We start from the raw sequence: 23456 nt of genomic DNA, 5'->3' as shown, positions 1-23456 counted from the left end.
ACATATAGAGAAAGGAAGGAAAAATCATATCCTTTCCTATATGTCCAAAAAAAGCAGGATCAGAAGCCTGATATGGCACCTGATCCTGCTCTTTTTCAAACGACGACCCTCTATGGGCCTTCCCTTAGCTATTTACCGTACGCTTGCTCTGCGAATCCGCATAGTCGGAAGCGAGCTGCTGGGCTTTCAATAATCCAGACAATTGGCTGCTGTCCAGCCCCAAAATCTGCGCGCACTCCTGAATCGATATAATGCCAAGCTTATAGGCTTGAATCACTTTGCGTTTATCCATCTTTCGTTCCGCCTCCAAATGGTGTTGACTACCACTAGTATAGGAGAACCAGGATGACGATATACATTAATTGCTCGTTTTTCTGTAAAAGAACGTATCCGCCGTATCAAAACCATACTGGGCTGGCGAAAAAATCTGCTCCGTGCTGCCGACGAACAAAATGCCGCCCGGCTTCAAAGCTTTTGCAAACTTATGGTACAAAATGCGCTTCGCGTCCTCGGTAAAATAAATCATAACATTGCGGCACACAATGAGGTCGAATCCGCTGTCAAACGTATCATGCAGCATATTTTGCTGCTTGAACTGGATTGATTTTTTCAAATCGTTCGACACAGCAAAGGCCCCATGATCTGGAGCAAAATATTTTTGACGGAACGCTGGCGGCACGTCCTTAAGCGAACGCTCTAAATAAATGCCCTCCTGCGCCTTTTGAAGCACGATATTATCAAGATCCGTCGCCAAAATCGACGATTTGCCAATCGCACCAATCTCCGTCAAAATCATCGCCAGCGTATAAGGCTCCTCGCCCGTTGAACACGCGGCGCTCCAAATTTTCAGGCGGCTGCTGTTTTGCAGCATTTCTGGAAAAAACTGATTTTTCAGCACTTCCCACCGGTTCGGATTACGCCAAAACTCCGAGACGTTAATCGTCATCCGGTCGAGAAATTCATTCATCAAAGTACGGTCATTCTCCAGCTTTCTCCAGTATTCATCGAATGTCTGGAATCCGTGCTTCATGCGCAGCGTCGTGAGCCTGCGTTTCATTTGCGCTTCCTTGTATTGCGATAAATCAATGTTGGTCTTATCTCTCATCTTCTGGATAAACGTTGCAAAATCCCGATCGTCCGTCATTATGCCTTCAGCCTCCGTTTGTATTGCAACTGGCTAAACCCAGCGCTGCATCGTTTGTTCGTATTCCACAAGCTGTTCAGGAGTGAAGAAAATGGAAATTTCCCGTATGGCATTTTCGGGCGAATCGGAGCCATGAATCAAATTATAATTCGTATGTACAGCAAAATCAGAGCGAATCGTGCCTGGAAGCGCATCCACTGCGTTCGTCTTACCAATCAAAGCACGGGTTAGCGCAATGACGTTATCGCCTTGCCACACCATCGCAAACACGGGGCCAGAAGTAATAAACGCTAGAAGCGGCTCATAAAAAGGCTTGCCTTCATGCTCCTCGTAATGCTTTTGCGCCAGCTCGGTGCTTACGGTCATAAACTTGGCTGCAACCAATTGAAGCCCTTTACGCTCAAAGCGCGACATAATTTCTCCAATGAGGCCGCGTTGAACACCGTCAGGCTTAATCATCAAAAAAGTTCTTTCCACTTGTAGCAGCTCCTTTTCGCATCTTTATTAATAATTGCGTTTGCCGACAAAATGTGCGATATCGGATAAGTTCTTCTTCGCCGGAAGAGACGGCAATTCCTTCAAGGCAGCGAGTGCTTTCTCGACATACTTTGCAGCGAGCTGCTCAGCGACATGAATGCCTTTGCTATTTTTGATCAATTCAATCGCTTCTCGCGTATCCACATTGCCATTATGCTCGCGAATACGGGCAATTTCTACAAGCAGCCGCTCGCGGTTTGCTTCATCCTGCAAAGCCAAAATAACGGGCAGCGTAATGTTGCCCTGCCTAATGTCGGAGCCTGGCGGCTTGCCAATCTGTTTCTCGGTTCCGAACAAATCAAGCAAATCATCGCGAATTTGAAACGCCATGCCCACATTGTAGCCATATTCATAAAGCCGGTTCGCCGTCTCTCTGTCCGCATCTGCCGCTATAGCTCCAAGCTGGCAGCTTACTGCAATGAGCAATGCGGTTTTACGCCTAATGCGCAATAAATAATGACGAAGGGTTTGATCCGTATTGAAAAAATAACGGATTTGCTCCATTTCACCAATGCCCATTTGTACAATCGCTTTGGACAGCACCTGATGAATTTGCGGGTTGCCCAGTTCCGTGGCGATAACAAGTGCTCTTCCGAAAATATAATCTCCGGTATACATAGCAACCCGGTTGTCCCATTTGGCCTTTACCGTAGGCTGGCCGCGTCTGGTAGCCGCATCATCAATCACATCGTCATGGACAAGCGAGGCCATATGTATCAGTTCAAGAGGCACAGCGATTTTTTTCATGACCTCCAGATTGTAGCGCCCAAACTTGCCGGCAAGCAGCACAAAAACAGGACGCAGCCTTTTGCCGCCTGCCTTGAGCAGATGAAGGGATGCCTCGCTCAGCAGCTTATGCTCGAAAGTGACGCTGCGTTCAAGCTCCTTCTCTATTTGCGTTATATCGCCTTTTAATTTTGCGTACATATCTAATAGTTTCATTCTTTCACCTATTCGGCAGAATTGTCTTCGTAGAACGCCAGTTGAACCTCGTGGTCCAGCAGGCCTAATTGTGTGGCATAACGGAAATACAGCGCCAGTCCCTCGCGCAGCTTCTGTCCGAAATCATATTGCAGACATGTAAAATAGTCCAGCCAATACGCGCGTTCGCCGCCAAGCTCGTCGCAAGCCTTGTCCATGAGTGTGGTCAAGTCCGCAAGATTGTGGCGCTTAGTCGCAAGCATCGCCTGATGCAGATCATGAATTTCTCGAGGAAAGGCGGCTGCCGCCTCCTTATGAACCGCCACAACCGCAAAGGTCATGCCGAGGCCTGTCCAGCGATGCCATAGCTCGCCAAGATCGATGATGTGCAGCTCTTCACTTCTCCACGAAGCATGAATAGCCGGATCGCCAATGATGAGCGCCCCATCCGCATCCTCTAGCATCTGGTCAAGCACCGGCTCAGCAGGAATATATTCCGCGTCAAGATCGTAATAAAGCTTCATAAGGATTTTGAGCAAATTGACGGAAGTTGCTGAAGCGGTTGTTACCGCAATTCGCTGTGGACGCACTCGCTCAATCGGCTGCTTAAGGAACAGCATAACCGAATTAACCCGGCCCTCCGATCCTACGCATAGCTCCGGCAGCAGCAAATATTCCTTGCTGTTTAAGCCGTAAGCGAAAGACGAGACGGCCGAAGCCTGAAGCTCGCCTTCGCGCAGCTTGCGGTTCAGCTCCGCTGGAATGCGGGAGCACAGCCCTAGTTCAGAAGCGTCAAGACGCTGATCAAGACCTACAAATAGCGGCCATGCATTGGCATAATCAATTTCTCCGATCATCAGGGGCAAGCTGTCTTTAGTCAGCATCAGGCCCATCCCCCCATCTTGTAAACAAAGCATGTTCAATTCCCATGCAGTCTAATAATTTGCCAACCAGAAAATCAATCATGTCATCCATTGATTGCGGCTTATAATAAAAGGCCGGCATAGCTGGAACAATCGTTACACCCAGCTTTGCAAGCTTCAGCATGTTTTCCAGATGAATAGCATGCAGCGGTGTCTCACGAGGCAGCAGCAGCAGCTTGCGCCCTTCCTTAAGCATCACGTCCGCTGCCCTGGACAACAAATCATCGGAAATGCCGTGAGCTATGGAAGCGAGCGTACCCATGGAGCATGGCGCAACGACCATTCCCTGGACACGGAAAGAGCCGCTGGCAATGCTAGCCCCAATATCTGCATTCGGATGCAAAACAAGCCGCTTCGCCCGCACTGCCTCTGCAAAATGCAGCTCGACAGCAGCTTGTCTGCGGCTCGTCTCCCAGCCCAGCTCTTCCTTAAGCACTCTCCAGCCAGCCTCGGTTACAACGAGATGGACGTCAAAGCCCGTTCTGAGCAGTTCCTCTGCCAGCCGAATGCCGTAGATGGAGCCGCTCGCCCCAGTAATGCCGACAACCCATCTGCCTGCCGCGCCAGCAGATCCGCCCCCTACCATTTGTGCACTACCATCAAATCAATAATCGCAAACAAAAACAGAACGACGCTTAATGTGCCATTCATTCCGAAAAATGAAAGCTGAACGCGGGAAAGATCGTTTGGACGCACCAGCCAATGCTGATAGAACAGCATAACGATGGCAAGCAGCGTTCCAAGCAAATAAACCCAGCTCAAATCTGTCAAAATAAATAACGTGATAAAACCTACCGCCGTCACCATATGGAAACTGCGGGCAATCCACAGCGCCTTCGCTACGCCGAATCTAGCAGGAATGGAGTTCAAACCTTCCTTACGGTCAAACTCATAATCCTGCGTTGCATAGACGATATCGAAACCGGCAATCCACAGCGCAATCGTCACATAGAAAACCCATGCTGCCATGTTAAAGCCGCCCGTAACGGCTACCCAGCCGCCAAGCGGCGACAACCCGATCGTCAAGCCGAGAAAAACATGGCACAACCAAGTGAAACGCTTCGTATAAGAGTAGAGCACCAGCAATACGACAGCAATCGGGAGCAGCTTCATCGCCAGCGGAGCCAGATTAGCCGCGGCAATGAACAGCAGTACGAAGGATACAACCGTAAACAAAAGCACCTCCGCTGACTTCAGCAAGCCTGCCGGAATGGCTCGGTTGCTTGTGCGGGGGTTGCGCAGATCAATCGCCGCATCAATGAGGCGATTGAGGCACATCGCTGCGCTTCGGGCGCCTACCATCGCTAATGTAACCCAACCGATTTCCGCCCAAGAAGGAAGACGCTGCTCCATGACAACAGCGCCCAGAATCGCTCCCATAAAAGCGAAGGGAAGCGCAAATATCGTATGCTCAAATTTAATCATTTCAAGAATAATGCGTATTTTGCGAATCATGTTGGCTTCTTCTCCTTTATGCCTATATGCAGCGCAGCAATGCCTCCAGTCAGCGGGTAGCCTTTCACCTGCTCCAGCCCTGCTTCTTCAAACAGTGCGGACAGCTGCTTTAGGTCAGGAAAAAGCTTTAATGAATCCGGCAGCCATTTATATTCCTGGAATCGCTTGGCTACCAGCTTGCCGATCATAGGTAAAATCCGTTCAAAATATAAATAATATAAGGCCTTGAATGGCTGCCAGCCCGGCTTTGAAAGCTCCAGGCATACGACTTGCCCGCCTGGCTTCACGACACGGCGCATTTCCTTAAGCACCTGCAAATAATCGGGTACGTTGCGCAGGCCGAAACCAATCGTTACATAATCAAATGAATTATCCTCATAGGGCAATTGCATCGCATTGCCCTGCACGAGCGTAATTTGCTTGTCGAGTGACAGCTGCTTCACTTTCTGTTGGCCAACATTCAGCATATTTTGGCTGAAATCAAGTCCGCTAATGGCCCCGCTCTCGCTGGCCTGGGCTAGCGATATCGTCCAGTCGCAGGTGCCACAGCACAAGTCAAGCGCAGTCTGACCACGCTGTACATTCATTTTGCGCATAGTGAACTTCCGCCACGCCTTATGACGCCGAAAGCTTAGCAGGTCATTCATTAAATCATATTTGGGAGCAATGTTTTCAAATACAGCATGTACATGCCCCTTGGAGTTTGCATCCATTCGTCTAAGGTCACCTCGTCTCGTTGAGAGCGGGAGCAAAACCCGCAATCTTGTAAAGCACCGCATCCATAATGTGCTGCAGCTCCTGAATCAGCTTGTCTGATTCCAGCTTGCCCGCGATCATCCGGACATCTTCCACAGCCTGCTGCAGCAGCGCAGCAAGCTTGGCATGAATATTATATTTGTTAAACAAGCCGCTAATGAAACCAGCCTCAGTCTGCTGACCTTTCAGCATTTGAAGCTCTTCTGCCGTACCTACCTGCAGAACATGCCAGTAAGCCCAGCTCTGGTGAAAACGTGCAGGCACCTTGCAGCGCGCCAGCTCCTCCAGCACAATCTCGCAGCGGCTCAGAGCGTGGAGCAGCTCCGTCCAATAAAGGGCCGCTGCACCTTCCAGCAAATCTTGAAAGGCAAGAAACAATTCACTCTTCAGCTGCACCATGCTGCTAAAATAATCGTCAGCCTGAATGGCAGTCTGCTGCATACGTAAATAAAGAGTTATTTTCAGCCCGTTGACTTCGCATACCGCCTGACTGATCTTGGCTATCATTGTAATTTCGCCAGCTTGTGCAAGCAGTTGATAGAATCGTCCGCTGAAATAATCGCCGGCCAGCACCTTGAGCTGCCTTGAACGCATCTCGCGCTCCGAGCGGCTTCCATCCTCTACATCAATTTCATCATGCGTATCCAGCCCTAGCTGCACTAAAGACAGCACCAGCGCGAATAGCTCGGCCTTCTCGGCATAGGAGCGGGTTTCGCTAAGGAAAGCTTGAAGCAGGTGCAGACGCGAATCGGGAAAAGCAGGAAGCTGCGTATGGTTTTGAATCATGTCATAATCGACGTACTTTTTCGCTAATTGTGGTACACGATACGGTTTCATGGGGTAAGCCTCCGAACAGAGAAGCAGATATTGCCGCTCAATAATCTAAACTATTATAGCACAACTTTATGTAAGAAGCATATGAAGCTGCCCACAGGATTGGCAATTTTTCAAGCAGAAAGGCGGAGCAGGTCATTAATCTTTACTCCGCAGCAGGTCTGGTAGAATAAGTAGGCACCGGCCCATACCATTTCGTCCACTCCGATGTGTTGCTCATACGCAGCCTCTCCCGCCATATTTCGTCATGCAGCGGATCAGCGTTGCCAAGCTCCCCAAGGCTTGCGAGCCAGCTGTCTGTGCGACGAATGTCCGCAGCAAGCAGCAGCCGTGATTTTGTCGTACTGTCTGCAAGATCCGTTCGTTCTCCCCTTGCAACGCTTGCATTGCTTGGCAAAGCTGCCTCATCTGCCGGCACAGCATAACGGATCAGTACCCGGTTCACATTTTCCATCCTGGCAAAAGACAACCGCAGCAATTGCTCTACATCGCGAGTCCATTCTGCCGGCAGTCCTTTTCCCGCCTTCACTTTAAACTCCACTGTCAGCAGTGAATTCTCCCATTCCACCCGTAAAATAGGCGTAGCCAGCTGCAAGCCAATCATCATATCAACAAGATTGCTGTTCGTCAGCCTTGTTGCAGCAGATGGCCGAAATACAGCCACATCCGTGCCCGACTCTGACTTTCGCATATCCGGCAGCAGGGAAAGCCCCGCCATTACAGCAAGCACAAAAACCAGCGCCAGCAAATAAGGCCTTGCCATACGCATTATAACCGCCCCTTTCAAGCGTAAACGGCTTTGCCAACTTAGTGGCAAAAGCTCGTTTCGCGGAGAAATATAAGCCTTATGATGAGCAGCAAGCCTCATTCATCCTTATATTTCAAGCGTAAACGGCTTTGCCGTGATTTGATGGCAAAAGCCGTTTACGCCCTTTTATACCAAGTGTGTACGCACGTTTATGTCCTCATACCCATTGTACAAACATTTGGTCCCGCCTATGCCTGGAGCGGCTGTTTCCGCCATAAAAAAACTCCCGCCCTGCATCAAGGCAGAAGGGAGCGGCAGGTCGCTATTGGTCGGTCTCTATTTGGCCATGCTTCGTCATGATGACCGCTTTTCCCCGCACCTTAATGGCTGAAGTATGGTCTGTGAACTGCACGATCAGCACTTCGTTGCGATCCAGCTTTTCGGTGTGATGAAACTTCGTATCTTGTCCGCGGGTCAGCCCGATAACCTGTACCCCTTGATCCTTCGCCTTAATGACGATAAAATCGCTGTTTGTCGGCTCCATTTTCCATCCCCCTTGTCGTTCCTCTCTGATAGACAGGTCGTTTATAAGTGTCACACTTATAAACGCATATCTATTTAAAAAGCGCCCGAACGCTAACGTCCGGACGCCGATTTAACGAATGCTGCTGTTAGTTGGATACGAGATCCTTAAGCGATTTGCCTGGCTTGAAAGCCGGGATTTTGCTAGCCGGAATATCAATTTCCAAACCGGTTTGCGGATTGCGTCCTTTACGAGCTTGACGCTCGCGAACCTCGAAGTTGCCAAAGCCAACCAGTTGGACTTTGTCGCCGCCTTGAAGCGCATCAGAGATGGCATCAAATACAGCGTCAACTGCTTTAGTCGCATCTTTCTTGGACAGATCGGATAATTCAGCAACCTTGTTGATCAAATCCGTTTTATTCATTCGTTTCACCTCCCTATTAGGCAAATGAAGAGTCATCTTATCCCTCTTATTAACGGAATTACCTAAAAATATACATGCCATAGTTTTCTATGCATTTACCAAACCTATAGTAATACAGCCGTTTGGCAATTTCAAGTATTTCAGCGCGTTTCCGCATTTTTTCACGATTCTCATTAAAATAGGCTAGCCATTTCGGCGTTTGTTCAGATGAATGAACGTAACGGCGAGCGCCAAAACGAGCACGACACCTTTAACAATATCATTGGAATAATACTGCACCTTCATCATGGTCAAACCGTTGAGCAGCACCCCGATCAGCAGCGCGCCAAAAAAAGTACCGATCACATTCGGCTTGCCCGCGCCAAACACGGAATAACCTACGAATACGGCCGCTACGGCCTCCATCATCATAGGCGCTCCAGCGTCAATTTGCCCGGTTCCAACGCGTGCGGCAAACAATACCCCGCCAATCGCAGCGAACACCCCTGAAGCCACATATGCGGCTGTACGAATGCGGCGAACGCGGATGCCGGACAAGCGGGCTGCTTCTTCATTGCCGCCTGTCGTTTGCATTTGACGTCCCCATTTGCTGTATTTGAAAAACAGATGGACGACTATAACAGCAATGACCATCAAAATAACAGGTACCGGAATTTGGCCGATTTTGCCTTGTCCCAGCCATAGGAAGGAGCTGTTGAAAACGCCCGGCGCAGTCGAGCCGTCAGGCATCGGCATATTGTTGTAAATCGAGTAGCCCTTCGTATACGTTTTGTGAATGCCGGCTACAATGTACATCACAGCAAGCGTAGCGAGCAGATCCGGAATTCGGATGCGCACGATGAGCAGCGCGTTAAGCAGCCCTACCAAGGCGCCGATCGCGATCGCCACGATAAGTACAACGATAAGCGGCTGCTCAAACCACACCATCATAGCGGCGGTTACAACCGTTGTCAGCGACACTGTCGAGCCAACCGACAAGTCAAAGCCGTCTACCGTCAGCGAAAAGGTTACGCCAATCGCAACAAAGGTCACGATGGAAATCGAACGCAAAATATCAGAAAGATTGGCATAAGTGAAAAAATGCTCATCCCATAATGAGAAAAATAAAATGACAATTGCAATAACGATGAGCGAGCCATATTTAAATAAAAAGCTTGAAAACTTCTCCATTACACCGTTTCATCCTTTCCACCGCTGGCATATAGCATCAGCTTCTCCTGCGTCGCTTCACCGCGTCCAAACTGCTTGACGAGCTTCCCGTCGCACATAACCATAATCCGGTCGGCAATACCGATCGCCTCGGCAAATTCGCAAGTCAAATACACAATTGCTTTTCCTTGTGTTGCGAGCGTACCGATAATTTTGAAAATATCGCTTTTGGCGCCGATGTCCACACCTTTTGTCGGCTCATCAAACAAATACACGCTTGCGCCGGTAGGCAGCCATTTGCCAATGGACACCTTTTGCTGATTTCCGCCGCTTAGGTGCGCGACCTTCTGCTCCGGCGAGGAGGTTTTGACGCCAAGTCGCCCAATTACAGCTTCAGCATTATTCGTCTCACGTTTCCCTGACAAAAAGCCGAGCTTGGACAACGCGCTCAAAATCGGCAGACTGAGATTGTTTTTTACAGACTCCTCTACCAAAATCCCCTGCTTGCGGCGCTCCTCCGGTACAAGCACGAGTCCGCCTTTAAAAGCATCTGCTGGCGAAGCCAAATTGACGGCCTGTCCATTTACGCTTACCGTACCGCCATCCGCTTTGTCTGCACCGAACAGCAGCCTGGAAAGCTCCGTTTTCCCCGCTCCAACAAGGCCAACTATCGCGACGATTTCGCCACTCTTCACATCAAAGCTGACATCCTTAACCTGATGCCCAAGGTGGATGCCGGATACGTTCAGAAGCGGCTTCCCAATTGCCGCCTCAAGCTTCGGATACTCCTCCTCGAACACTCGTCCGAGCATGGCGTGGACGACGTCCTGCATCGTCATGGCCGCTGCAGCCTCGGTAACGATCCTCTCTCCATCACGCATAACGGTTACACGATCGCAAATTTGGAATACTTCCGGCAAGCGATGGGAAATGAATACGATGCCGATTCCTTCTGACTTAAGCTGGGCTATAACACGGAATAACCGCTCCGCTTCTTCTAAACTCAAAGGGGCGGTCGGTTCATCAAAAATGACATATTTGGCTTTCTCGGTCAGCAAGCGCGCAATTAATACGAGCTGTTTTTCCGCAAGCGTCAGCTCTCCAGCCTTCCTCCGAACGGGAATACGCGCACCTAAACGAGCCAGAGTTTCCTCTGCCTCCTTCTCCAGCTTGCCCCAGTTCAGCCACGCCTTGCTTCCTTTCGCCGAAATGCGATCCAGCATGACATTCTCCACTACGCTAAGCTGTGCAACCAGAGCGGTATCAACCTCCTGATAAACACAATGGATGCCCAATGACTTGGCATCCCCTGGCGAACTGATATGAACTTGCTGTCCATCGATTACAATGGTTCCTTCATCCTGGCTGTAGGCCCCTGATAAAATTTTCATCAGCGTGCTTTTGCCCGCGCCATTGGCGCCAAGCAGCGCATGAACCTCGCCGCTATGCAAGATAAAATCAACATTCCGGAGAGCGGGAATGCCGGAAAAAGCTTTCCGGATTCCCTTCATTTGCAATTGTTTGTTTGCACTCATCGTTTGCATCTCTCCATCCCTGCATGTGCATATTGCTTAGGGCAAGCCCTTATTTCAATGCTTCCAAATCTTTCATCCAATCCTCATAACCTTGTGTGCTGCTTCCCCAGCCTTCTACATACTCGGAAAGCTGCGTAGTGCTTACTTTCTCTTCTGGCAACTGATCACGGTGAACGTATACAGGTTGCAAGACAACGAGAGGCTCGTTTGCGTCGCCTTTAAATTCTTTGTAAAGAATACGAACTTGTACGCGGCCGATATCTTTAGGATCTACAGCTGCTGAAGCGACCCAAGGGCTCGTTTTGTCTTGAATCATTTGCAGATCCTCATCGCTCATGTCGATGCCGTATACTTTAATTTCTGTACGGCCAGCTTGCTGAATGGCACGGGAAGCGCCTTTAGCGAACTCATCCCAAGCCGCCCATACCGCTGTAATATCGCCTTTGTTCGGGTATTGGCGCAAAATCGCTTCCATCTGCGATTGTGTATCAAGTGCCGGGTTGTTGGCATTACCGAAAGCGGCAATTTCTTTAATGTCAGGATATTTCTCTTGGAACTGCTTGTAGGCCACTTGACGGCGCTCCATTGGCGCAAAGCCTGCTACCCAGACTTTAACGATATTTCCTTTGCTGCCAGCATCTTTAGCGAGCTGCTCAAGCGTAATTTCGGCCATTTTCTGGTCATCCTGCTGCAATACAGGCACGCCATCCACTTTCACGTCTGCATCGAATACGACTACAGAAATGCCTTGCTCTTTCGCTCTATTAATTCCCGCTTCGAGCGCCGCAGCTTGTCCATGGTCAATCAAAATGCCGTCAAAACCTTGGTTGATTGCTGCATCAAGGTTAGAGGACATTTTCGCCAAATCATTGTCGGATGCGAAAACCGTTACTTCTCCGCCAAATTTTTGGGCTTGCTCTTTCACCCCTTCTACATATTGGGACGAAAAGGTTCCTGTATTAAATTGCATAACGAGCGCAAGTTTTTTACCTTTTAAAGCTGCTAAATCGCTGCTTCCGCCAGCTGCATTGTCTGCTGCAGCTTCAGCTGATGCTGTCGGCGAGGCCGATGCTTCACCTGCAGGCGCATTGTTTTTTGCCGCTCCGCAAGCCGATATTACCAGCAGTACCGCAGCTAGAAAAATTGTTAATGAAAGCTTACCCCATTGTTTCATGTTCTTTCCCTCTCCCCATCTCATGTCTCTACCATCATCAGTATGTTGCTTCTGTGCAATCATATCATTTTATCCCACTATGTCAATCGGAATTTAATATATTATCGAAAAAAATCGATTGACGCAACAATTGTCATTATAGTAACGCTTTTCAAAAATTGCAACCTCAATTTAATAGCTTCAGCCGCCCGAGCACAAACCGCCGCAAATGCAGAACAGCCGTTGCTTGAAGACCTGATAGGCCCTTCAAGCAACGGCTGTTTTCAACTATGTTTGAATTCGTTACAAAATAATGGCGATCAGGCCACCGGAGCCCTCGTTAATAATGCGGCCCAGCGTTTCCTGCAGCTTGTAGCGCGCGTTGTCCGGCATCATGGCAATTTTGCCCTGAATGCCTTCTCTTACAAGGGAATGCAGCGAGCGGCCGAAAATGTCGGACTCCCAAATTTTGATTGGGTCGCTCTCGAAATCCTGCATCAAATATCGGACGAGCTCTTCGGTTTGCTTCTCCGAGCCAATAATCGGCGCAAATTCCGATTCCACATCGACGCGGATCATATGGATAGATGGAGCAGTCGCTTTCAGCCTTACGCCAAATCTAGAGCCTTGGCGAATGAGCTCCGGCTCCTCGAGCGCCATCTCGGCAAGCGTCGGAGCTGCAATGCCGTAGCCAGTCGCCTTGACCATTTCCAGCGCTTCGGCGAATCGGTCATATTCCCGCTTCGCATGGGAAAATTCCTGCATCAGCTGAAGCAAATGATCTTTTCCGCGAATTTCTACGCCGACCACTTCCATCAAGATCCGGTCATACAGCTCATCCGGCGCATACAGGTCAATTTCGGCTACGCCCTGCCCCATGTTCATGCCGCTGAGTCCTGCCCTTGCGATAAAGTCGTAATCCATAAACTGCGTTACGACCCGATCCACATCACGCAGACGGCGAATATCCTTCACCGTATCGCGTACCGAGTTTTCGTAGTTGCTGCGCAGCCAGTGATTTTCATTCAGCACCATAACCCAGCTTGGCAGATTCACGTTGACTTCATGAACAGGGAACTCGTAAAGCACTTCGCGCAGTACCGAAATAACTTCCTCTTCCCCCATCGTTGCTACGCTGAGCGTAATAACCGGAATATCATATTTCGTTTGAAGTTCGGAGCGCAGCTGCAGCGCTTCCTCGCTGCGCGGACGCGTCGAGTTAATAATCAGCACAAACGGCTTGCCTACTTCCTTCAGCTCGCTGATGACCCGCTCCTCGGCCTCTACATAGGAGCTGCGCGGGATTTCTGCGATAGAACCATCCGTCGTCACGACTACGCCTAATGTAGAATGCTCTTGAATGACTTTGCGCGTGCCGATTTCCGCTGCTTCCTGGAAAGGAATCGGATCATCGAACCACGGCGTTGTAATCATCCGCGGCCCATTTTCATCCTCATAGCCTTTCGCACCCTCCACCGCATAGCCGACGCAATCGACCAGCCGCATATTTACTTCCAGCCCTTCGGCTACTTTCAATTGCACTGCTTGGTTTGGCACGAATTTCGGCTCGGTTGTCATGATGGTTTTGCCCGCGGCGCTTTGCGGCAGCTCGTCTATGGCTCGTACACGATCAGCCTCACTCGTAATGTTAGGGAGCACCACCGTTTCCATGAACCGCTTGATGAACGTTGATTTGCCCGTACGGACAGCCCCTACTACACCGAGGTAAATATCCCCACCAGTACGTTCGGCTATGTCCTTGAAAATGTCTACTTTCTCCACTGAATATCCCCTCCCAATTGATTTCCCGGTTCGCCGCCTTCCACCGGACAAGAGGGCAGGCCAGCGACGCAACTCGTACAGCTTTTAGGACTAGTAATATCCTATTGTTCCAGCTCTCCGATTATGACGATTGTTATGAAATCTTTTAAAGCTTAAGTCACGTTCTTGCCCTTCCAAGATTGAGTTATATGAGAAATGCCGCTGCAGTATGCCAATACAGCAAAAAATCCTCCATACCGATTCTCGAAGAATCAAGCTTGGAGGATACCAAAATAAAAGCTTATTAAGATCAAATAATCACAGGTTTACGATACCGCCTGCGGCTGCCCGTCCACCCAATAATATACGGGAGCCTTTACTGGCACAAACACATCCCGCTCGACCAACAGCCCGCGCAGGTCGTAATCGGCAGCGAAGGACGTTTCGCCATCCTTCTGGATCGCCTGCATAATATCAGGGCCGTAATCCGCATAAACCTGGCCTTTCTCGTCCAGCATCGCCGCCATCGTCAGGCTGGAGTAGCTGCTGACAATCGTAGGCGCTTTTTTGCCAAGCAAATTGTAATCCACATAATAAAAGCCAGGATAAGCCTCGTCGCCCTTCGGAAGCTTGCCCGCATTAGCGGTGGAGTACGCCTGCACCCAGCTGGAAATATCGTTAATCTGCTGATAAATGCGCAAATCCATCAGCCGAACTTTAGGATCTGTTTCTTCATCCGTAATCAAAAAATAATAATTGCCGCCCTTCTCAAACGCCGCGGACGGAATATCACCCAAATACCCTTTTCCTTGCAGCGGAACGAAATCAAGGATGAATTTCTCATATAGCGGCGTTTCAGCCGTGCTATTCTTGATTGGCAATACACCTGTATCCGCCTTATACTCATCAATCGCGGCCTGCACATTGCGGACCGCCTCTTTCGGAGCGCCTTGATTTTGCGATAGGCGATCATTCGGATACATGCATCCGGTTAACACCAGCAGCGCGGCGGCGGTTGCCAGCAGCGCTGCCCTCCGCGCCCATAGCTGGCGGCTAATCGGATGCGCAAGCACAAAATTAAACATTTTAATACGTCCCCCTATCTTTGCAACCTTACCAAAGCTTATCATCTTCCTCGGTCTGCCTAGCCAGCTGCCGGAGCACCGCCGCTCGAAGTGGGTCCATCGGAATTTCAGCCTGCACCTTGCCCTTCACACGCGCTTGGCAAGAAAGCCTCATGCCATCATCCATGCCTGCAAGCTTTCGCCGCTCCACATCACCGATTGGCATCAGCTCGCTGCCCTGCTTTACTTCCATTTTGCACATAAAGCAGGCCGCTCTGCCATCGCAGCGCGTTCTTACCGCAATGCCCGCTTGTCTTGCCGCGTCCAGCAGCGTCGTGCCGGGGCGCACCTTGATTGTTTTGCCAGAAGGCAGAAACGTCACCTCGGCGCTCATATCAGCTGCCCTACTCGCTGCTCCGCTATCCAGCGGCGCACCTCTGCTTTCAGCGCCGCGCTCAGCTGATTACGGCTTTCCAGCTGCTCAAGCGCTGGTTTGTGGCGGGCTTCATCCTCACAATAAGCTTCAATGATCAGCTCATAACGATCTGGACGATCACGAAGCACATTAAACCATAGCTCATGAGCCAGCGGTACAACAGACACAGTGGCAACGGGAGCAGAGCCGCCTCTACCAACGGTTACTTGCTGAGCGTAAGGCAGCAGCAGAGAACGCACCTGCGTCTCATAACAGCTGTCATGTGCCCGCACAACAAATCCGCCTACAAGCTCAACGGGTACATCGTCAATGAGATAGTGGCTCAGCCTGGAACGGTAAATGCCCGTCTCATCCAATACAGGAATATCTGTGGAAAAAGGCTGCAGCAAGGCATGAAGACGATCGACGTCAGCCTCATCGGTGTATAAATCCAAGTCTCTAGGTTCGCTGGTCAGCACCGCACCTCTCAGCATAAGCCCTGCGCTGCCCCCTACTATCCAAGGTGCACCGCTTCCGGCTGTCAGCTGGGCAATGGAGGCCAGCGCTTGCTCGATTCGTCCTCTAATGCTCATCACTCGCACTTCCTTCATCAAAATAATGGCGATGCTCTCTCTATCAAACCACTCTGCCCGTTAAAGCAATAAATGAAGAGCGCGCATTGCTGCTAAAAATAAGGCTTGTTAACCGCTTTAATGGTCACATCGACAGACTTTACAATCGCCTGACAAGCAAGGCGATAGCCTTCCTCAAACTCTTCAGGGTCCATGCGATCCCATTCCTGGTCCGTTATTCCTTCAAGCCCGCTAGCTCCTTCGATCACTTGGCAGCGACAGCGGGCGCAGGTGCCACGCGTGCAGGAGAAAGCAAAATCCACATTATGCTTCATCGCTAAATCCAGCAGCGACAGCCCGTCCTCCGCTTCTACAATCGCCGTTTTCGTTCTCCCCGTAAGCTCAATCATAAACGCAACCGTCCCCTTCTCTATCTGGATGTATGTATGCCTTTCGTATAACCGTTAAATAATTGAAATGACTCCGCAAATAAAACCAATGAGCAGCAAAACAAAAGCAATCAGCGATAAAATAAATTTGACGATCCCCTTCGTTTTGATCCGGGCAAATGTAATGATAACCGCCGAAATGGCCATTAAGCCGATGCCGATCAGCGAAACCCACATTTTCATCATAGCATCCATAGTCGACTCTTCTCCCACTCTTCACCAATGTAATAAATGCAACCCATATTATATCATTGACTGCAAAAAAGGACAAAAGGCGCAAAATTGCCGCAGCGGAATCGCTCCGCTGCAGCAAAGCTTTGCGCTTTTGCCCAAATATAAGGATTTATAAGTTTTACGCCTATAACCCGGCTTCTATTTCTCCACGAAACGATGCTTTGCCCGTCATGGACGGCGATAGCCGTTTTCGCTTGTTACTTCTTGATCATCATTTTGACAAGCGATTCCATGCTGTTCATATTCATGCCGGTCGCCTTAACGGCTTTGACAATATCGTTTATGGTCGATTCCGCCACAGGCACCTTCGCCATCTCAGCCACTTGCTTGATCAGCTTGCGAAGTTCGGCTTCGTTCTGCATCGTCGAATCCGTTACACCGCTGGCAAGCTTCTTAACCGAGTTTTCGGAAATATTTTTGCCTGTTTTTTTATTAATTGCGCCAAGCACATCTTTTGAAATATTTTTACCCATGCACTTACCTCCCATCGCAATCGCAGTAGCTCGTTGATCTTAAGCTTCAGCTCCGATGGGATATCATATGAGCAGGGCAATCGTTTGGTGTAGGCGCCTGTCTTAGCCGATGCTTTCAATCTCATGGGTTTTTAGTCGGCCCATCAAATGCTCAACAGCTGCTTTTGGCGAGAACTCCTCGAACAGCACCTTGTACAATTGCGCGGTAATCGGCATTTCAACCTCATAGCGCTTCGCCAGCTCAAACGCGGCACGCGTCGTACGCACGCCTTCGACGACCATGCCCATCTTGGTGAGCACCTCGCCGAGCGGTGTGCCATTCGCCAGCATATGCCCCGCACGCCAGTTGCGACTGTGCTTGCTTGTACAAGTAACAACCAAATCGCCGACACCAGCAAGCCCAGCGAAGGTGAGCGGATTAGCGCCCATGGCCGCGCCCAGGCGTCCAATCTCTGCAAGCCCGCGCGTCAGCAGCGCCGCCTTGGCGTTATCGCCGAAGCCAAGTCCGTCTGATAAGCCAGCGCCGAGCGCGATAATATTTTTAATTGCGCCAGCTACTTCGACACCAACGACATCCGGATTCGTATAAACGCGAAAATCGGAGCTCATGAAAGCATCCTGTGCTTGCTCAGCTGCTTTCATGTCTGCCGAAGCGACAACAACGGTTGTAGGCTGGCGTTTAATGACTTCCTCCGCATGGCTCGGGCCAGACAGCACAACAATTTGCTCAGGCGCACGACCTAGCTCTTCGGAAAGCACCGTTGTCATCCGCTTAAGCGTATCGGCTTCAAACCCCTTCGTCGCATGGACGCAAAGCGTCTGAGCTGCAAGAAAAGGAGCGGCCTGCTTCGCCACTTCCCGCATGGCGCCGGATGGCGCAACGAACAGGGCAAGCTCCGCTCCGCTGAGCGCTTCCTGCAAGCTGACCGTTGCCTTAAGGCCCTCCGGAAGCATTACGCCTGGCAAATATTTAGCATTCATGCGGCTTTCATTGATGCTGCTAGCCTGCTCCGTATTACGCGTCCACAGCAGCACCTCATAGCCGTTACGAGCCAGAACGGAAGCAAGCGCTGTCCCCCAGCTTCCCGCTACAAGCACCGCAGCACGGCGCACTTGCTCGGTCTTTGCTTTTGCCATATTGGACTCACATTCCTTTCTTTGCGCCAAGCTTGTTCTCTGTCCCCTTCAGCAGCTTCACAATGTTCGCCTTGTGGCGGACAAACGCGAATACGCATAATACAAGGCTCGCGCAAAGCAGTGGCAAGGAGAAACTCAGCAAAGCAATAAAGATCGGCGTCAATGCTGCGAACAGCAAGGAACCAAGCGATACAAAGCGCGTAATGGCAATCGCAAGTATAGCGACGATCCCCGCAAGCAGCGCCGGCAGGAAAGCAAGCGTTGCAATGACACCAACGGTTGTCGCTATGCCTTTGCCGCCTTTAAAGCGGAACCAAATCGGCCAGTTGTGGCCTATTATGGCAGCAAGACCGCATAAAACAGGCGTCCAGCTTTCGGCGTCGCCCCCGCTGAGCCACTGGCCCAGCAGCACAGCGACTACCCCTTTTGCAATATCCAGCAAAAAGACCGTAATACCCGGCCCTTTACCGAGCACGCGAATCGTATTCGTCGCCCCGGCATTGCCGCTGCCATGCTCGCGAATGTCAATGCCTTTCAGCCATTTCGCAATGACGATGCTGAATGAAACGGAACCTAATAAATAACTGATAATAACTGCAATGGCTGAGTACAGCACGCCTCTTCTCCCCTAATCCTCGTCTGACTTACGACGTGTAAATAACCGTAGCGGCGTGCCTTCGAAATTAAACGCTGCCCGTATTTTATTTTCCAAATAACGCTCATATGAGAAATGCATCATCTCTGGCTCGTTGACGAAAATGACAATCGTTGGCGGTTTTGTCGCCACTTGTGTCACATAGTTGATTTTCAGACGTTTGCCTTTGTCCGTCGGCGGCGGGTTGTAAGCAACCGCATCCCCAACGATATCATTCAACAAATGCGTCTGGATACGCAAAGCATGCTGCTCCGAAACGTGATTCACAACAGGCAGAAGCTTGTGTAGACGGGACTTCGTAAGCGCGGACAAATAAACGATCGGCGCATACGACATAAACAGGAAGTGATCGCGAATCGTCTGTGAGAAAGCTTGCATCGTTTTCTCGTCCTTCTCGACGACATCCCATTTGTTGACGACAAAAATAGACGCTTTGCCCGCTTCATGCGCATAGCCTGCAATATGCTTGTCCTGCTCAATAATGCCTTCCTCTCCGTTAATCAGGATGAGGGCTACGTCTGCGCGTTCAATCGCTTTCATTGCACGCATAACGCTGTATTTTTCCGTGGATTCATACACTTTGCCGCGCTTGCGCATACCGGCTGTGTCGATCAGCACGTACTTCTGTCCATCGCGCTCGAAAGGCGTATCGATGGCATCGCGAGTTGTACCTGCTACATTGCTGACGATAACGCGTTCTTCGCCAAGCAGCGCATTAACAAGCGAGGATTTGCCTACGTTTGGACGTCCAATTAAGGCAACGCGAATAACGTCGTCCTCGTATTCGACATCTTCAATTTCAGGCAGCTTTGATACGGCAGCATCCAGCAAATCGCCAATGCCCATGCCGTGGGAGCCGGAAATGGCAATCGGTTCGCCAAAGCCCAAGCCATAAAACTCATAAACCTCGTCCATACGTCCCGCATTGTCCACCTTGTTAATAGCGAGTACGATAGGCTTGCGGGAGCGAAACAGCATTTGTCCCACTTCTTCATCTGAATGAGTAAGGCCCGCTTTCGCATCTGCCATAAAAATAATAACATCCGCTTCTTCAATTGCCAGCTCGGCTTGCATCCGAACCGATTTCATAATTTCATCTTCACCATCAATTTCAATGCCGCCTGTATCTACAATATTAAAGGCTATGCCATTCCATTCTCCGGTGCCGTACAGCCGATCCCTCGTAACCCCCGGCTTATCTTCTACAATTGCCAGCCTGTCGCCGACTATCCGATTAAATATGGTAGACTTACCCACATTCGGGCGCCCGACGATGGCGATAACAGGTCTTGCCATAGTTATCGATTCACTCCTTCAGTAATTCTCACGCTTACCATCATAGCAAAAAACAGCCGCCTTGGCTAACTTTTCATCTTAAAGATGATTAACGAGGATAATGACGCCATTTTTTAGATTATGGGCATTCGCATTTAAAATCTTCTCCAGCAGAAAAGCAGTCTGCTCCAGCTCCTGCTCGCTGCCTGCGAAAAAGATCGGTGCACCGCCTCCTGAGACATCCCGGTTGCTCGAAACGACTGCAACAATATTGGCCATTTTCAGCCCTCCTGCTTATTGACTTTTGCTTCTGTAGGCATACGTACAGCCGATTCGAGAATCGGCACGCGTCCGATCACCTTAAGCGCCTTCCTCTTGTCCTTGTCCTGAGGAAGCATAAATACGGCAAGCCTTCCGTCCTTCATATCGAGCTTCGCCATTGGAATTAAGGCCGGTTCGCCATCATCCCGGTAAACACCCAGTATCGTAGACAAATCGTACAAAATCGCCTGACGCTGGCCCAAATTACTAATGGTGACCTTGCTGTTCGCATTGAGAGGCGTCAATATAAAGCCCATTCCACGCTCGCGAATGATATCCTGATTTGACTTAAGCCCCACATTCATTATATAAATATCGCCGACGAGCAGATCCGGTCCATCCACACGCACCTCCGCTGTATCAGCCGAAATAATATGGGACAGCGTTTTGCCCGAACGAAAATGATGGACGATTAGCAGTGATATTCCTCCTGCCAGCAGGCCGACCCAGAGATTGACCATTACGGCGAAAAGACTAGTAAGCAGCGAGGACATAATCACTAGGTAATTGCGTCCTTCAAACACCATCGCGATGCCCTCTATATAAGTTGCTCCGCGGCTGACGAGCTCCAGGCTGTCGATTTTCGTCAGCGTCTCACGCTCCATTTTGCGAACATCCCGAAATTGCTGCGCCGCTAGTGATAAAAAGGTAATGGCCGTATAGTCTTTACTGTATAGCGCCGGAACGGCTACTGCGCCAAGCGCCGCCGCAATGACGCCTAACGAAATATGGATAATCCGACCGTGAGGATAAGTCGGATATTGGCGATAATCGGTTTTCAGCATCAGCAGCCTCGCTATAATGCCGAATGCCATTCCAAGCAATACGCCAAGCAATTGCTTATTCGCAATTAAAAAATGGCTCATTTCGGGGAGCTCCCTCCTTTATTTCTCCAACCTGCTCCTGCCACCTTGCTATAAGAAGCGCGAAGTAATTGGAAAACAATACTGATGATTCGCGCATAGGCAAAAGCGAGCCAAAAGCTGTCCCACCAAGCCAAGGAGCCAATGCGAGCCATGTAAATACCAGTTGATAACAGCCCGTTCGCTAATTCCGCCAGAACAGCGGCCAGCAGCAAAATGCCAAATTGATGGCCCGGCTTCATTGAAAATGCAGATACGAGCAAGCCACCGAGTAGACCCCCATCCGAAACAGGGTCGATCCAATAAAACACCGGATCAAGCCGATAAAGCTTCTGAATGCCGCCCAAAATAATACCAGTCAAGCAAGCACATAACAGCAGGTATCGTCTGGATTCGCCATCCGCACCTCTACGCAGGGTCCAGCAGACAGCGACTGCCGCAACCATAACGCTCGCATAAATCTCAATGGCCGTCCCATAAACGGTTACACGATAATGAAACGGCTGCGAAAATAGACATAAAACGGCAACGATTAGCTTCGAGCGCCCTGCTCCGACATATTCCGCCCAGCCAGTCATCATTAATATGAAAGCCATAATCATAATCCAGAACGACAAATATCCTTCGTTCACAGCCAAATCACCCCACGTGAAGCTATTATGCGCCAAAAAAAAGAGGCTATTCCTAATGATGAAACATCAGGAATAACCTCTTCTACAGCTCATGAATTCAAAGTTTATAATTTTTTTCTGAATAGCTTACCAACCTGTTTTAAAACTGAAGAAAACACCTTGTCGAGCTGCTCCTTGGAGTTATACGGAAACTCCTCAAGCCGTCTCTCAATATTAGATCGAATATAATCTTTGTCTGTCTCATGCTGCTTCAGTAGACGCTCATATATAGGCAGCAGTCTCGGATCTGTCACCCCAGCCAGCGCCTGTAATGTGATATGCTGTACCCTAACCGCCGGATCGTCAAGCAATGCCATAAAATCGGCAAGATAATCTGCTTTTATATCCGATTGCCCCGCCTGATATACAGCCTGCACGCGAATTTCTTCATTCGGATGCTTGAAAAAAGGCTGGAGCATGGGCAGTAATTCAACACCGCCTGCTTGCAGGATATAACAGATGAAGCGAAACGTTTCCTCATCTGATTCTTTTGGGAGCAGCGCAATTAAATGCTGATTAAAGCGCGGATCCCCTTTCGGCATATACCAATGAATACACTGTATGGCACGCAAACGATTTTCAGCATGGCTGCTGGTGAGCTCCTGCCTAATGAAAACTTCTGCCTCAGCAAAATTCATTTTAGCAAGCACCTGCATCGACAGGCTTCGCAAGGCTGTGGATGATCCCGCGAACTCGGTTATTAAAAAGTTAATCGTCTCCTGCGAAATCGCCTTCAACTTAAACATGCCATCCAAAGCCTCGATTTTCACACGTTCCTCCGCTGTAGATTGATACAATTCGATCAGTTGCTTATCATCTCCACCGCGTCGCATACCGAACCAGTCCGTCACATAACCGGCAATCACTTCATCCAGCCAGCGCTCATACCAGTCCAAAAAATGGGCTTCATAGGTCACGAACGGTTTTTGATAATCGAGATCAATATAAACCACTCTTCCACGGTGTTTGCCTGTAACGACCAGCATCATTTCGTATGTGCAGCCTTGCTCCCCAATATTGAGCAGTCCTTGAAACAGTTTTGCGCTTGCTTCTTCGTATTCTTCGTCGCTTATTACGCACTCACCGTTAATCCATGGATATTCGGTTTCCCATTGCTCCTTGGTCATCTCTGCTTGCAAAGGAAAAGGCTCAGCTATTCGGTCCAGATCAATAACCTGCTTCTTACCTAATGGATGAATACCATAATAGGGACCAGCACCGCCATTTCCGATATTCATTAAAAACGCTGAAAATTCCTCTGGTAAAATGACGCCATTCGCTTGCTCAAATTGTCGAATCTCATCGAGGCTAAGCAGACTGTTCATTGCATATTTATGGCTTTTCGCACCAAATAGCTGATGGTCAGCATCGGTCAGAGCTGCATCCTTCAGCTTTTGTTTAATGCGTTCCAATTGCTTATGTCTAGTCATCGTATCCCCCTATTAATGAGGTATGTAAAATTTA

The 23456-nt window shown here is 49.7% G+C and carries 29 protein-coding genes; all 29 read right to left on the bottom strand.

The window, feature by feature from the left end:
- Nucleotides 1-124: 124 nt before the first annotated feature.
- Complete coding sequence (locus WH37_RS35635) at nt 125-292, bottom strand: hypothetical protein (RefSeq protein ID WP_074904843.1); 168 nt, start codon at nt 290-292, stop codon at nt 125-127.
- 66 nt (nt 293-358) lie between these two features.
- On the bottom strand, nt 359-1144 hold the full coding sequence (locus tag WH37_RS18265; protein ID WP_046232040.1) for a CheR family methyltransferase: 786 nt from the start codon (nt 1142-1144) through the stop codon (nt 359-361).
- 33 nt (nt 1145-1177) lie between these two features.
- The gene (ndk, locus tag WH37_RS18260) at nt 1178-1621 is read right to left on the bottom strand and encodes a nucleoside-diphosphate kinase (protein ID WP_046232039.1); all 444 of its coding nucleotides are present in this window, start codon (nt 1619-1621) and stop codon (nt 1178-1180) included.
- Nucleotides 1622-1648: 27 nt separating this feature from the next.
- Entirely contained in the window at nt 1649-2623 is a 975-nt protein-coding gene (gene hepT / locus WH37_RS18255; RefSeq protein ID WP_046232038.1) for a heptaprenyl diphosphate synthase component II, read from the bottom strand.
- Nucleotides 2624-2631: 8 nt separating this feature from the next.
- The gene (locus WH37_RS18250) at nt 2632-3486 is read right to left on the bottom strand and encodes a menaquinone biosynthesis protein (protein ID WP_046232037.1); all 855 of its coding nucleotides are present in this window, start codon (nt 3484-3486) and stop codon (nt 2632-2634) included.
- On the bottom strand, nt 3476-4111 hold the full coding sequence (locus WH37_RS18245; RefSeq protein WP_046232036.1) for a UbiX family flavin prenyltransferase: 636 nt from the start codon (nt 4109-4111) through the stop codon (nt 3476-3478). Before WH37_RS18245 ends, WH37_RS18250 begins: the two co-directional genes overlap by 11 nt.
- Nucleotides 4105-4980 (bottom strand): UbiA-like polyprenyltransferase, encoded by an 876-nt coding sequence (locus tag WH37_RS18240; RefSeq protein ID WP_046232035.1) that lies wholly within the window; start codon nt 4978-4980, stop codon nt 4105-4107. Before WH37_RS18240 ends, WH37_RS18245 begins: the two co-directional genes overlap by 7 nt.
- A complete protein-coding gene (locus WH37_RS18235; protein WP_046232034.1) occupies nt 4977-5693 on the bottom strand; it encodes a demethylmenaquinone methyltransferase in 717 nt (238 codons plus the stop codon). The genes WH37_RS18240 and WH37_RS18235 overlap by 4 nt, the downstream gene beginning before the upstream one ends.
- 10 nt (nt 5694-5703) lie before the next feature.
- The gene (locus WH37_RS18230) at nt 5704-6573 is read right to left on the bottom strand and encodes a heptaprenyl diphosphate synthase component 1 (protein ID WP_046232033.1); all 870 of its coding nucleotides are present in this window, start codon (nt 6571-6573) and stop codon (nt 5704-5706) included.
- Nucleotides 6574-6715: 142 nt separating this feature from the next.
- A complete protein-coding gene (locus tag WH37_RS18225; RefSeq protein ID WP_046232032.1) occupies nt 6716-7339 on the bottom strand; it encodes a hypothetical protein in 624 nt (207 codons plus the stop codon).
- 301 nt (nt 7340-7640) lie between these two features.
- Nucleotides 7641-7862 carry a trp RNA-binding attenuation protein MtrB gene (gene mtrB / locus WH37_RS18220; protein WP_046232031.1) on the bottom strand — a complete coding sequence of 74 codons (222 nt, stop codon included), beginning with the start codon at nt 7860-7862 and terminating at the stop codon, nt 7641-7643.
- Nucleotides 7863-7989: 127 nt separating this feature from the next.
- On the bottom strand, nt 7990-8301 hold the full coding sequence (locus tag WH37_RS18215; protein WP_074904845.1) for an HU family DNA-binding protein: 312 nt from the start codon (nt 8299-8301) through the stop codon (nt 7990-7992).
- Nucleotides 8302-8448: 147 nt separating this feature from the next.
- Nucleotides 8449-9435, bottom strand: coding sequence for an ABC transporter permease (locus WH37_RS18210; protein WP_046232029.1), 987 nt, complete (start codon nt 9433-9435; stop codon nt 8449-8451).
- Complete coding sequence (locus WH37_RS18205; RefSeq protein WP_046232028.1) at nt 9435-10949, bottom strand: sugar ABC transporter ATP-binding protein; 1515 nt, start codon at nt 10947-10949, stop codon at nt 9435-9437. Before WH37_RS18205 ends, WH37_RS18210 begins: the two co-directional genes overlap by 1 nt.
- A 49-nt stretch (nt 10950-10998) precedes the next feature.
- Entirely contained in the window at nt 10999-12123 is a 1125-nt protein-coding gene (locus WH37_RS18200; protein ID WP_046232027.1) for a sugar ABC transporter substrate-binding protein, read from the bottom strand.
- Between the two features lie 282 nt (nt 12124-12405).
- Nucleotides 12406-13884, bottom strand: coding sequence for a stage IV sporulation protein A (gene spoIVA, locus WH37_RS18195; RefSeq protein ID WP_046232026.1), 1479 nt, complete (start codon nt 13882-13884; stop codon nt 12406-12408).
- Nucleotides 13885-14189: 305 nt separating this feature from the next.
- Nucleotides 14190-14948 carry a hypothetical protein gene (locus tag WH37_RS18190; RefSeq protein WP_046232025.1) on the bottom strand — a complete coding sequence of 253 codons (759 nt, stop codon included), beginning with the start codon at nt 14946-14948 and terminating at the stop codon, nt 14190-14192.
- A gap of 28 nt (nt 14949-14976) precedes the next feature.
- The gene (locus WH37_RS18185; protein ID WP_046232024.1) at nt 14977-15321 is read right to left on the bottom strand and encodes a 2Fe-2S iron-sulfur cluster-binding protein; all 345 of its coding nucleotides are present in this window, start codon (nt 15319-15321) and stop codon (nt 14977-14979) included.
- Nucleotides 15318-15935, bottom strand: a complete 618-nt coding sequence (locus tag WH37_RS18180) for a nucleotidyltransferase family protein (protein WP_052737055.1) — start codon at nt 15933-15935, stop codon at nt 15318-15320. The genes WH37_RS18185 and WH37_RS18180 overlap by 4 nt, the downstream gene beginning before the upstream one ends.
- A gap of 92 nt (nt 15936-16027) precedes the next feature.
- Complete coding sequence (locus WH37_RS18175) at nt 16028-16324, bottom strand: 2Fe-2S iron-sulfur cluster-binding protein (protein WP_046232022.1); 297 nt, start codon at nt 16322-16324, stop codon at nt 16028-16030.
- A gap of 54 nt (nt 16325-16378) precedes the next feature.
- Entirely contained in the window at nt 16379-16558 is a 180-nt protein-coding gene (locus tag WH37_RS18170; protein ID WP_046232021.1) for a DUF2768 family protein, read from the bottom strand.
- 236 nt (nt 16559-16794) lie between these two features.
- Nucleotides 16795-17070, bottom strand: a complete 276-nt coding sequence (locus WH37_RS18165; RefSeq protein ID WP_046232020.1) for a stage VI sporulation protein F — start codon at nt 17068-17070, stop codon at nt 16795-16797.
- Nucleotides 17071-17172: 102 nt separating this feature from the next.
- Nucleotides 17173-18207 carry an NAD(P)H-dependent glycerol-3-phosphate dehydrogenase gene (locus WH37_RS18160; protein WP_046232123.1) on the bottom strand — a complete coding sequence of 345 codons (1035 nt, stop codon included), beginning with the start codon at nt 18205-18207 and terminating at the stop codon, nt 17173-17175.
- 7 nt (nt 18208-18214) lie between these two features.
- Nucleotides 18215-18823 (bottom strand): glycerol-3-phosphate 1-O-acyltransferase PlsY, encoded by a 609-nt coding sequence (plsY, locus tag WH37_RS18155; RefSeq protein WP_046232019.1) that lies wholly within the window; start codon nt 18821-18823, stop codon nt 18215-18217.
- A 12-nt stretch (nt 18824-18835) separates the two neighbouring features.
- A complete protein-coding gene (der, locus tag WH37_RS18150; protein ID WP_046232018.1) occupies nt 18836-20158 on the bottom strand; it encodes a ribosome biogenesis GTPase Der in 1323 nt (440 codons plus the stop codon).
- Nucleotides 20159-20236: 78 nt separating this feature from the next.
- The gene (locus WH37_RS18145; protein ID WP_046232017.1) at nt 20237-20416 is read right to left on the bottom strand and encodes a capping complex subunit for YIEGIA; all 180 of its coding nucleotides are present in this window, start codon (nt 20414-20416) and stop codon (nt 20237-20239) included.
- 2 nt (nt 20417-20418) lie between these two features.
- On the bottom strand, nt 20419-21324 hold the full coding sequence (locus WH37_RS18140; RefSeq protein WP_046232016.1) for a YIEGIA family protein: 906 nt from the start codon (nt 21322-21324) through the stop codon (nt 20419-20421).
- On the bottom strand, nt 21321-21953 hold the full coding sequence (locus tag WH37_RS18135) for a YphA family membrane protein (protein WP_074904847.1): 633 nt from the start codon (nt 21951-21953) through the stop codon (nt 21321-21323). Before WH37_RS18135 ends, WH37_RS18140 begins: the two co-directional genes overlap by 4 nt.
- Before the next feature lie 104 nt (nt 21954-22057).
- Entirely contained in the window at nt 22058-23422 is a 1365-nt protein-coding gene (locus tag WH37_RS18130) for an SMI1/KNR4 family protein (protein ID WP_046232014.1), read from the bottom strand.
- Nucleotides 23423-23456 lie beyond the last annotated feature (34 nt).

Source organism: Paenibacillus algorifonticola, from assembly GCF_000971975.1.
GTDB lineage: Bacteria > Bacillota > Bacilli > Paenibacillales > Paenibacillaceae > Pristimantibacillus > Pristimantibacillus algorifonticola.
The sequence above is the reverse complement of the archived record's forward strand: the minus strand, read 5'-3'. Positions and strand labels throughout refer to the sequence as shown.